We start from the raw sequence: 10620 nt of genomic DNA, 5'->3' as shown, positions 1-10620 counted from the left end.
TTCTTTGAGCAGGCGCACGAGCTCGTAGGTGTGCATGTCGGCCTCGCGCAGGGTCGCGAGGATCATGACGGCGATCGGGGTGAGGCGGCTGGTCTCCGGCATCCGTCCTCCTCATGGTCCGTGTCGACTAGTCCACATGGACTATACGCTCTTTCGCGCGTCCCCGCGCGAGCCGGAGCCCACCCAAAGAACATTGAGTGTCCAAGACACGCCGTCACGCGCGGGCGGGTTACGGCGTGTCTTGGACACTCGACGGGGATGCGAGGGGGAGCGGTGGGGGTGGGACGCCTACGCGTCAGCGGAGGGAGGCGCCTCGCGCGGCGTGGACACCACCTTGGTCGGGCGACGCTGAGCCCACCGCACGGGGATCGCGAAGATGCCCCGCTGATTCGGCTCCTCGACCTCGAGGCCGTAGTGCTCGCCGATCGCGTCGCGCAGCTGCGCGCGCTCGGCCTTGTCGTACGCGCGCATCTCTCTGCGGAACGCCACGACCGTCGCCCCGCAGATCGCGAGCAGCACGATGCTGAAGGGCAGGGCGATGCTGATGGCCGCGGTCTGCAGAGCCTGGAGCCCGCCCGCGATGAGCAGGGCGAACGCGATGACGGCGGTCGCGAGAGCGAAGAAGACGCGCACCCAGTTCTTGGGCTCCTCTTCGCCGCCGGTCGCGATCATGCTCATCACGAGCGCGCCGGAGTCGGCGGAGGTCACGAAGAACACGGCGATGAGGATGAGGAAACCGACGATCAGCACGACGGATCCCGGAACGCCTTCGAGCATCTGGAACAGCGCCGTCGAGACGTCGACCGATCCGTCCGCCCCCGTGTAGGAGGCCGTACCGGTCAGCTCCCCGTAGATCGCGGTCCCGCCGAGGACCGTGAACCACAGGATGCCGACGAGCGTGGGCACCAGGATGACGCCGACGACGAACTCGCGTACGGTGCGACCGCGCGAGATGCGCGCGATGAAGATGCCCACGAAGGGGGCCCACGAGATCCACCAGCCCCAGTAGAACGCCGTCCAGGCGCCCTGCCAGGCCACGCCCTCGTCACCGGCATAGGCACTGACCGTGAAGGACAGGCCGACGAAGCTCTGGATGTAGTTGCCGATCGACTGCACGACGTCGCGCAGGAGGAACTCGGTGGGGCCGACGAAGAGGAGGAAGAGCATCAGGACGCCGGCGAGGACGAGGTTGATGTTCGAGAGCCACTTCATGCCCTTGCCGACGCCCGACAGCAGGGAGAAGAGCACGAGGCCGGTGATGACGCCGATGATGATCGCCTGGCTGACGATGTTGGGCGACACGACCCCGAGGAAGTCGAGACCGGCGCTGATCTGGAGGACGCCGAGACCGAGAGACGTCGCGACGCCGAAGAGCGTTCCGACGAGGGCGGCGACATCGACAGCATTGCCCCACCCGCCCTGCACAAGGCGGGCACCGAGGATCGGTTCGAGCGCCCACCGGATGGTGCGAGGACGCTTGCGACGATGGAAGGCGTATGCCAGCGCGAGACCCAGCACGACGTAGATCGACCACGCGTGCACGCCCCAGTGCAGGAACGTCTGCGACATCGCCTGCTGCGCGAGCTCGGCCGGAGTGCCGGTGACCCCGGGACGCGGCGAGATGAAGTGGCTGAGCGGCTCGCTCACGCCGTAGAACACCAGGCCGATCCCCATGCCGGCGGCGAACAGCAGCGAGAACCACGACATCGTCGAGAACTCGGGTTCGTCGTCGTCCTGACCCAGCTTGATGTTGCCGAAGCGGCTGAAGCCCATCGTCAGAGCGAAGACGACGAAGAACGCCGCGATGAGCACGTAGTACCAGTTGAAGGTCGAGACGATCGCCGTCTGCACGGTGTCGAACGTGGCCTCCGCCGCGGCGGGGAAGAACAGAGCGAAGGCGATGAACGCCAGGGCGATGGCCGCGGCAGGCCAGAACACCCATCCGCGAATGGTCTTGTGGCGACTACCGAGATGGGGATCGATGTTCACCGCGGTATCGGGGGCTGCCTCGGTCATTCCATCCAAGGTAGTCACCGGCACTCCGCGGGCAGGGGGGCAGGCGCGGTGAAGCGCCGTGTGGCACAATCCGCGCCGGTGCGCGGGGCGCACACCCGCAATAATGAGCGGGTGACCCCCGCTGCCCCGCTCGAGCTCCCCGGTTGGCGCCACACCTACTCCGGCAAGGTGCGCGACCTCTACATCCCCGTCGACACGGCCGAAGGGGAGGCGCCGGCGCACCTCCTCGTCGTCGCGAGCGACCGTGTGAGCGCCTTCGACCACGTGCTCTCCCCCGGCATCCCCGACAAAGGCGTCCTCCTGACGACGCTGAGCCTGTGGTGGTTCGACCAGCTCGCGGGCGCCGACGGAGGCCGAGGCATCCCGAATCACCTCGCCGCCGACCACGTCCTCGTGGACGACGATGCGGTCGACGTGATCCCGGATGCCGTGCGCGGACGCGCCATGCTCGTCCGCTCCCTCGACATGCAGCCGATCGAATGCGTCGTGCGCGGGTACCTGACCGGCTCGGGCTGGGCGGAGTATCGGGCCGAGGGAACGGTCTGCGGCATCCCTCTTCCCGAAGGCCTGAACGACGGCGACCGTCTGCCGGAGCCGCTCTACACCCCGGCGTTCAAGGCGCCGATGGGCGAACACGACGAGAACATCACGTTCGAGCGCTCCGTCGAGATCGTCGGAGCCGAGACGGCCGCGGCCATGCGCGATGCGTCGCTCGAGATCTACCGCCGCGCGTCGGCCACCGCCGAGGCGCACGGCCTGATCCTCGCCGACACGAAGTTCGAGTTCGGGTACGACGCCGACGGTGTCCTCACCCTGGCCGACGAAGTGCTGACCTCCGACTCCTCGCGGTACTGGGATGCCGAGGCCTGGCGCACCGGCACCACTCCGGCGGAGCGCATGGCGAGCTTCGACAAGCAGATCGTGCGCAACTGGCTCGCCGAGAACTGGGACAAGCAGGGCGAACCGCCCGCGCTGCCCGACGAGATCGTCGAGCGCACCCGCGACCGCTACGCGGAGCTGCTGCGTCTGCTCACGGCATCCTGATCCGCCCGCTCACCCGTTCGACAGCGAGACCGCACCCGCCCGCCGAAACCGCACGTCTTCGTCGACGACGGAGTGCGATCTCGGCAGGCGCATGCGCTCTCGGCATCCATCCCCTCAAGGAGACACCATGTTCCGTTGGAAGCTGCACGGCGACGGACGCACCGTCGCACCGGGCGCGGTCGTCGGCCCCGGCGAGCGCCTGAACTGGGGCGCCACGATCGCGATCGGCCTGCAGCACGTGATCGCGATGTTCGGGGCGACGTTCCTCGTTCCGGTGCTGACGCAGTTCCCGGTCTCGACGACGCTGCTGTTCTCGGGCGTCGGGACGCTGCTGTTCCTGCTGATCACCCGCAATCGCCTGCCCAGCTATCTCGGGTCGTCGTTCGCGTTCATCGCGCCGATCACCGCCGCCACGACCACGGCCGGCACCGGCTCGGCCCTCGCCGGGATCGTCGCCGTCGGCGTGCTGCTCGCCGCGATCGGCTTCATCGTGCAGTTCGCCGGCCTCGGCTGGGTCGACAAGGTCATGCCCCCGGTCGTCGCGGGCGCGATCGTGGCACTCATCGGGTTCAACCTCGCCCCGGTGGCCTGGGGGAGCTTCCAGAAGCAGCCGCTCACCGGCACGATCACCCTGATCGCGGTGATCCTGTTCAGCGTGCTCTTCCGCGGTTTCCTCGGCCGCATCTCGATCTTCCTCGGCGTGATCGTCGGCTACGTCGCGACCGTGCTGATCCAGGTGACCACCGGCGAGAAGCTCATCGACTTCGACGCCGTCGGCGCCGCCCCGTGGGTGGGCCTGCCCGAGTTCCACGTCCCCGACTTCGTCTCCCCCGGCACGTGGTCGGTCATCGCGATGTTCCTGCCGGTCGTTCTCGTACTCGTGGCCGAGAACGTCGGTCACGTCCGCGGGGTCGCGGCGATGACGGATGCCACGGCCAACCGCTCCACAGGTCGCGCCCTCATCGCCGACGGTCTCGCCACGACTCTGGCGGGCTCTTTCGGCGGCTCGGGCACCACGACCTACGGCGAGAACATCGGCGTCATGGCCGCCACGCGCGTCTACTCGACCGCCGTGTACTGGATCGCGGGCCTCACCGCGATCCTGCTGAGCCTCTCCCCGAAAGTCGGCGCCGTGTTCAACACCATCCCGCCCGGGGTGCTCGGCGGCGTGACCACCGCGCTCTACGGTCTGATCGGGATCATCGGCATCAAGATCTGGGTCGACAACCGCGTCGACTTCTCGCGCCCGGTCAACCAGTACACCGGAGCGGTGGCCCTGGTGCTCGCGATCGCGGGCTTCACGATGGACATCGGGCAGTTCCAGCTCGGTGCCATCGTCCTCGGCTCGGTCGCCGCGCTCGTGATCTACCACCTCGGCAACGCGATCGCCCGCGCCCGCAAGACCGGGGCCGACGACGGCGGCCCGATCCCCGCGGTGGGTCCGCTGGGCGGCGACCCGTCCTGACCCCGCGTCGGGGCGAAGGGATGCCGAGACCGCACGCGTTCGCCGAGACCGCACGCCCGTGCGGCGAAACGCCCACGGCCTCGGTGATCGCGTGCGGTCTCGGCGGGGCGGAGCCCGCGACAAACCGCCATGATGGACGGATGACGACCACAGAAGCCCGCTCACACGACGTCGCCGTGCTCGGCGAGGCCCTCGTCGACATCGTGACCACCTCGGCGGGCGCGTCGGAGCGCCCCGGGGGCAGCCCCGCGAACGTGTCCGTCGCGCTCGGCCGTCTCGGCCGCGACGCCGTGCTCGTGGCGCGCGTCGCCGACGACGAACGCGGGGCGTCACTGCACGCGTGGCTCTCGGCCTCCGGAGTCACCCTGATGACGGCCGGATCGCCGGAGCGCACGGCCACCGCCCGCGCCACCATCGGCGAGAACGGCAACGCCACCTACGACTTCGACATCGACTGGGTGCTTCCCTCGCCCGTCGAGGTGCCCACCGCGCGGATCTTCCACACCGGATCGGTCGCCGCGACCCTCGCCCCCGGAGCCGACGAGGTGCGCGCCGCCGCCGAGCGCGCCCGTGCGACGGCTCTGGTGAGCTACGACCCCAACATCCGTCCCGCCCTCACCGGCGGCCACACCGACGCCACGGCACGGGTGGAGGCGCTCGTCGCTCTCGCGGACGTCGTCAAAGCCAGCGCCGAAGACGCCGAATGGCTCTACCCGGGGGTCGCCCCCGCGGAGGTGGCCCGGCGATGGGTCGAGCTGGGCGCCGGACTCGCCGTCATCACCGACGGAGAAGCAGGCTCCCTCGCCGTGACCGCCCACACCAGTGTCGAGATCGCCGCCGTGTCCGTCAGCGTCGTGGACACCGTCGGCGCGGGCGACACCTTCATGGGGACCCTGCTCGACGGCATCCTGAACATGCCCGGCGATGTCGACGAGCTGCGCGCGAGCGTTCGGGCCGTCGACCGCGACACTCTCGTCGAGCTGTTGAACCGCGCGGCGCGCGCCGCCGCGATCACCGTCGGGCGCGAGGGCATGGACCCGCCTACGCGCGACGACCTCGACGCCTGACCGGGCGGGCCTTCGGCGGACGGCCGGCGGCGTAGACCAGCACGCAGAGGGCACCGAAGGATGCCGAGATGACGACGCTCCACCACGGAAAACCGGGGATGTCCGGAGCCTTGCCGGCGGCGTCGATGTCGGCCTGCGGCGTCGGGGTCACCCGCTCCCCCGTCACCAGGATGCGATGGGTGTTGATGCCCAGAGGCGTGCAGGTCACGAGCGTCACCAGATCCTGCCCGGCCTGCGGGAAGAGGGTCTCGGTCTCCTCCGGCAGCACGACCCGCGTGTCGCGGACACGGTAGGTGAGCACCTCACCGAAGACCTCGATGGTGAACGTATCGCCGACGACGACCTTATCGAGATCGTCGAAGAGCGTGGCTCCGGCCAGTCCTCGGTGCGCGGTGAGCACCGCGTGCTGATCGACGCCACCGACCGGCAGCGACGTGCCCTCGAGATGGCCCACTCCCCTGCTCAACGTCGCGTCGCTGGTGCCGTGATAGATCGGCAGGTCCACATCGATCGACGGGATGCGCAGCCGCGCCATCACTCCGTCGGCGCTGGCGCGCAGCAGGTCGTCGTAGACGAACCCGGGTGCGTGCGCACCGGAGCCCGTCGGTACCCGCGAGCCCGCCTCGATCAACGCCCCGCCGACCAGGGCGGCATTATAGGAGTGCGCCTCGGACAGGGCCTCGCTCCGTGTCGACCGCGTCGTCGCACCGAGGTCGGTCTCGACGGTCACGATCAACCGCGATTGGTTGTACTGCGTCCACCAGCTCGCCACCGTCGGGTACATCAGCAGCAGAACGCCCACGAAAGCGACGAGGGCGAACAGCGCCGTTCCCCACGGCAGGTGCCACCGGCGACGGCGGGCCTGGCGGCGCGATGCCGGGGGCCAGGGGTCCTCGCCGGGGGGACGCCAGGACCGACGTCGGCGCGGGTGCGGCGCGACGTCGGTCCCAGCTAGGGAAGAGGTGGCGTTGGGGGAGCCCACCCCTCCCGGCTTCATGCGGTCAGGACCGCTTCGCCCGCACGCGGCGCGCGATGATGGTTCCGATGCCGGCGACGACGAGCCCACCGCCGATGACGGTGAACAGGGTGCTGCCCGCGCCACCGGTCAACGGGAGGTTCGGCCCCGTCTGCTGGGTGTTCTGGAGGGTGACGGTCGTCGGCGCGTTCGTTCCACCGGCGTTGACGGTGACCTGGGTCCACGGGTCGGCGGGGAGGACGTAACCGGCGGGCGCCTGCGTCTCCTTCACCCAGTACGTGCGTGACGTCACGGAGTCGTTGCCGACCCACAGGCCGTCGATCGAGATCTTGCCGGTCGCGTCGGTGGTGAGCGGGCCCGTGACGAGCGTGCCGTTCTTGGCGTCGTACACCTCGAAGACCGCGCCCGAGAGGGCGTTGGAGGTCGCGGCATCCGTCTTCTGGATCACCAGCGGGCCCCAGTTGGTCTGCGGGGTGTTGGTCTCACGGTCGGATCCGTTGGTGTTGACCACGGCGGTGTTGGTGATCTGCCCGTCGGCTCCGAGGCTCGTGACCTTCGTCGAGATCTTCGCCTGGACGGCGGTCTTCCCCGCGAGCTTCGACAGACCGGTCGAGGTGAAGGTGATCTTGACGTTGCCGGACACCGTGTAGTCGGTGTTCTCCACGAGCGTCGTTCCGTCCACCGAGACGGTGGCGCCCGTGTACGACAACCGGGCGTCCAGGTTGTCGGTGATCGAGAAGCTGCGGTAGGTGTCACCCGCGGCAAGCGCCGGGAGGGGAGCATCCACCGTCCACACGACCGTCGAACCGAGCACCGGGGCGTCCGGAGCCGAGACCGACTTGGTCGGGGTGGTCTCGTTCAGCTTGTTCTTGGGGTAGACGTGCACGTCGTAGAGCCACGTGCCCTGGTTCGGGTACGGCACCGACACGAGGAAGGGCTGCACGGGCGAGACGATCGGGTTGGGGCCGGGGTTGGTCTCGGTGACGTAGTAGAGACCGTACGGAAGGTTCGCCGCGACCGCCTGGCCGTCCGCTCCCGTGGTGACGGTGGTCGAGCTCGAGAACGAGAAGGGGGCCGACGTGATGTTCGCGGGCGTGGCCGTGGCGGCCTGGTCCCAGCCGGCGGCGGTGGTGAGGTCGATCGGCGTGCCGTTGTAGGCGACGCGCTGCACCGAGAACTGCACGCCCGAGAGCGCTTGACCGAGCTGCTGGACGGCAGCCGGATCGGTGATCTCGGTACCGTTGCCCGCGGCGCCCGGGTCACCCGCGTGTTTGTGGATGGTCAGCGTGCCGGTGGTACCGGTGATGTTCGACGGGCTCGCGGGCGCCGCGGCGTGCGCCGCCGAACCGACTCCCATCGTTCCGAGCGCGGCGAGGGCCGCGATCCCGATGCCGGCGGCCAGCTTTCGCAGCCGCAGTGATCTGGTGGACATGTGATTCTCGCTTTCTTTCCGTGGCGGCCGTGGTCGACGGCAGCCGGGTGAAGAGGGGATGCGTGGGGAAGGCGGACCGTCAGCGCGAGGACCGCAGCCGGCGCCTCAGGATCAGGGTGACGGCGATGGCGGTCGCGCCCGCGAGAGTGCCGAGACCCGCGATCTGGAATGTGTCCGCTCCGACACCGCCCGTCAGCGGCAGTCGGGCACCCGGCTGCTGCTCGTTCGTCTGCGGGCCGAGGTTCTGCGTCGTGCCGGCGCCCGCCGCCGTCACCGTGAAGGCGAGCGAGCCGGACGCGATGTAGCCCGCGGGCGCCCGTGTCTCGGTGGCCGTGTACGTCCCCCAGGCCAATCCGTCGAGGCGGAACGCCCCCGGGGCGGGGTCCTTGTCCAACCCGGTGCAGGGGCTGCTGACGCAGTCGACGACCACGTTGTTCGGAGCGACGAACGCGGGTCCCGAGACCGTCCATTCCGACCCGGACAGCAGGTCGCCGGTGGCCTTCGACGTCTTCGTCCAGGTGACGCTTCCGGGCATGCTCGCGTTCGTGACGGTGCACACCACGTCCGCGTCGGTGGCGACGGAGACGGAGCCACCGGTCACGGTGCCGCCGGTGCAGGTCCACGAGCCCTTCTGGTAGCCGGCGGGCGTGCCCGACTCGGACAGCGCATAGGTACCGGGGGCGACGACGGCGGAGGTGACCGCGCTCTCCCCGGTCTTGCCCGTGATGGTCTGCGCTCCGGTTGCGGTCAGCGTCCAGTCGGCCGGGGTCGAGCTGCCGCCGTACGTGTTGTCGACCTGCTTCTTCAGCGTCAACAAGCCCGACACCGGCTTGTTCGTGAGCGTGCAGTCGACCGCATCGCCGGGCGCGATGTTCGAGAGGGCGGTTCCGGACGGCGACGCCACGGACACGGTCTGCGTGCTGCCGCCGGCTCGGGCGATCGCGCAGACTCCGCTCACGAAGCGCCATCCGCTCTGCTGCTGCTCCGAGACCGTCACCTGAGCGCGAGACGAAGCACCGGCGAAGGCCAGCTGCCACGAGACATTTCCGGATGCCGAGGTGACCTGGGTGGTCGCGGACGGAGAGGTGGTACCGGAGCCTGTCGTGAACGTCGTCGCCGCGCCGAGCGTCCACCCGCTCCCGGGACCAGGGTTCTGCCCGCGGATGTCCTGGATCACCTTGCGGACAGTGACGCTCGCGGTCAACGGCCGGTTGGTGAACGTGCACTCGACGCTCGCGCCCGAGCGGTTGGGGATGGTCACCGTCGAGCCGGATCCCACGGCCACCGCGGCCCCGGTCTCATCGACGCAGGCCAGACTGCTCGCATAGGTCGCGAGCGAGCTGGCGGATCCGGTCGCCATCTGCTCCGTGAGCGTGTACGTGGCACCCTGCAGAACGGCGAGGGGTCCGACGTGGGCGGCCTGGACGCCCGTCGCCGAACCCGAGGTCGTGGCGGTGCCGGAGACGACCGAGCCGCTCTTGACCGAGAGGGTGAACTGGTCCGAGCTCGCGACGCGCGCGGCGACGTCCTTGCGGAGCGTGAGGTTGGCGGGAGAGTTGCAGCTGGCCAGGTCCGTGCTGCCGTTCAGCCCCGTCGTGGCGACCGAGATCAGGGTTCCCGTGGAGGTGTCGTACTCGCGCACGGTCGAACCGTTGCCGAGGAACATGCTGCCGCTGGTGTTGAAGGCGATCCCGTTGATGCCGGTGAAGCCCGCGGTGGTGAAGCTGAACGACTGCGACGAGGGGATGAGCCCGCCGCTCGCGGCGGCGAGGTTCGCCGCGGTCACGGAGAAGATCGTCGTCTTGGTGTCGCTGCCGACGATGTACAGGTTGCCCTTCGCGTCGAACGCCATGTCACCGTTGACAGCCCCGCCGCCCGCCGCTGACGCGTCGATCGAGCCCATGAACGTGAAGGCTCCGGTCGAGGGCACGTACCGGGTCAGCAGGAACTGCCCCTGACTGCTGTAGCCGCCCAGGTAGTAGTTGCCGGTGCTGAGGTCGATCGCGCCGGCGACGAGCGAGGTCACGGAGTTGTTCGTGTACGTGTCGGCCGTCTTGATCCACTTCGTTCCGTCGAAGGCGTAGATCGTCGCCGTCCTCGTCGCATTGCTGCGTTCATAGGCCAGAGCTGTCGCGCCGTTCGCCCCGATACCCAGACCGTTGAACGACGTGACGCCCTGAGCCGCGGCACCCACCGTCGACACCGTGCCGTTTGCCACGCGCGTCAGTTGGCCGGACAGGGACACCGAGTAGAACGTCTGGGGCGCGCAGGTCAACGACGCGGCGACTCCCGATGGGACCGACGCCGGCACCGTTCGAGCAGACGAGAGGGCCGCCGTGACAGCGGAGGGCACCTCGGATGCGTTCGCCGATGTTCCGGTGCAGATCAGTCCGAAGGACACTGCGGCGAGCAGCACGAGACGGACAACCTTCTCGGTCATATGCATGGCTTTCTTCCCCCTCATCGAATAGCACCGATGCCGACGGCGATATTCGCGATCCGGCGCTCGGTCTCGTTCGGGTGGAAACCGTGCGCGCGACGACGCCCACCCCCATATCGAACGATGCGGGACGGATGCCGGGTCTGAAGCTATTCACCTCTCCGGAGAGAGCGAAACTCC

Annotated in this window: 7 protein-coding genes; 3 read left to right on the top strand and 4 right to left on the bottom strand. The window is 69.2% G+C overall.

Features of this window, described 5'->3' with window-relative positions; all coding sequences use genetic code 11:
* Window positions 1-288 precede the first annotated feature (288 nt).
* Window positions 289-2016, bottom strand: coding sequence for a BCCT family transporter (locus NS220_RS09505; RefSeq protein WP_058623834.1), 1728 nt, complete (start codon window positions 2014-2016; stop codon window positions 289-291).
* A gap of 111 nt (window positions 2017-2127) precedes the next feature.
* On the opposite strand from NS220_RS09505, the gene NS220_RS09500 reads away from it, so the two are divergent.
* The 3 genes from NS220_RS09500 (at window position 2128) to NS220_RS09490 (ending at window position 5592) form a co-directional block, all read left to right on the top strand.
* Window positions 2128-3060, top strand: coding sequence for a phosphoribosylaminoimidazolesuccinocarboxamide synthase (locus NS220_RS09500; protein ID WP_058623833.1), 933 nt, complete (start codon window positions 2128-2130; stop codon window positions 3058-3060).
* Window positions 3061-3187: 127 nt separating this feature from the next.
* Window positions 3188-4525, top strand: a complete 1338-nt coding sequence (locus tag NS220_RS09495) for a uracil-xanthine permease family protein (RefSeq protein ID WP_058623832.1) — start codon at window positions 3188-3190, stop codon at window positions 4523-4525.
* 140 nt (window positions 4526-4665) lie between these two features.
* Window positions 4666-5592: a carbohydrate kinase family protein gene (locus tag NS220_RS09490; protein WP_058623831.1), complete on the top strand. Its 927-nt coding sequence runs from the start codon at window positions 4666-4668 to the stop codon at window positions 5590-5592.
* On the opposite strand, the gene NS220_RS09485 is transcribed toward NS220_RS09490, so the two are convergent.
* The 3 genes from NS220_RS09485 to NS220_RS09475 all read right to left on the bottom strand — a co-directional run bounded on the left by NS220_RS09485 (window position 5567) and on the right by NS220_RS09475 (window position 10440).
* Window positions 5567-6574, bottom strand: coding sequence for a class C sortase (locus tag NS220_RS09485; protein ID WP_242864581.1), 1008 nt, complete (start codon window positions 6572-6574; stop codon window positions 5567-5569). The two genes, NS220_RS09490 and NS220_RS09485, sit on opposite strands and share 26 nt — an antisense overlap.
* Before the next feature lie 19 nt (window positions 6575-6593).
* Window positions 6594-8000 (bottom strand): SpaH/EbpB family LPXTG-anchored major pilin, encoded by a 1407-nt coding sequence (locus NS220_RS09480; protein ID WP_058623830.1) that lies wholly within the window; start codon window positions 7998-8000, stop codon window positions 6594-6596.
* 79 nt (window positions 8001-8079) lie between these two features.
* Window positions 8080-10440, bottom strand: a complete 2361-nt coding sequence (locus NS220_RS09475; RefSeq protein WP_058623829.1) for a SpaA isopeptide-forming pilin-related protein — start codon at window positions 10438-10440, stop codon at window positions 8080-8082.
* Window positions 10441-10620 lie beyond the last annotated feature (180 nt).

The organism is Microbacterium testaceum, assembly GCF_001476655.1.
In the GTDB taxonomy this organism is placed as follows: domain Bacteria; phylum Actinomycetota; class Actinomycetes; order Actinomycetales; family Microbacteriaceae; genus Microbacterium; species Microbacterium testaceum_C.
This window is presented reverse-complemented; position numbering and strand designations above follow the sequence as displayed.

Coding starts and splice junctions, on each gene's coding strand:
- NS220_RS09505 (WP_058623834.1), bottom strand. CDS start 2,016: ATGACCGAGGCAGCCCCCGATACCGCGGTGAACATCGATCCCCATCTC.
- NS220_RS09495 (WP_058623832.1), top strand. CDS start 3,188: ATGTTCCGTTGGAAGCTGCACGGCGACGGACGCACCGTCGCACCGGGC.
- NS220_RS09490 (WP_058623831.1), top strand. CDS start 4,666: ATGACGACCACAGAAGCCCGCTCACACGACGTCGCCGTGCTCGGCGAG.
- NS220_RS09480 (WP_058623830.1), bottom strand. CDS start 8,000: ATGTCCACCAGATCACTGCGGCTGCGAAAGCTGGCCGCCGGCATCGGG.
- NS220_RS09475 (WP_058623829.1), bottom strand. CDS start 10,440: ATGACCGAGAAGGTTGTCCGTCTCGTGCTGCTCGCCGCAGTGTCCTTC.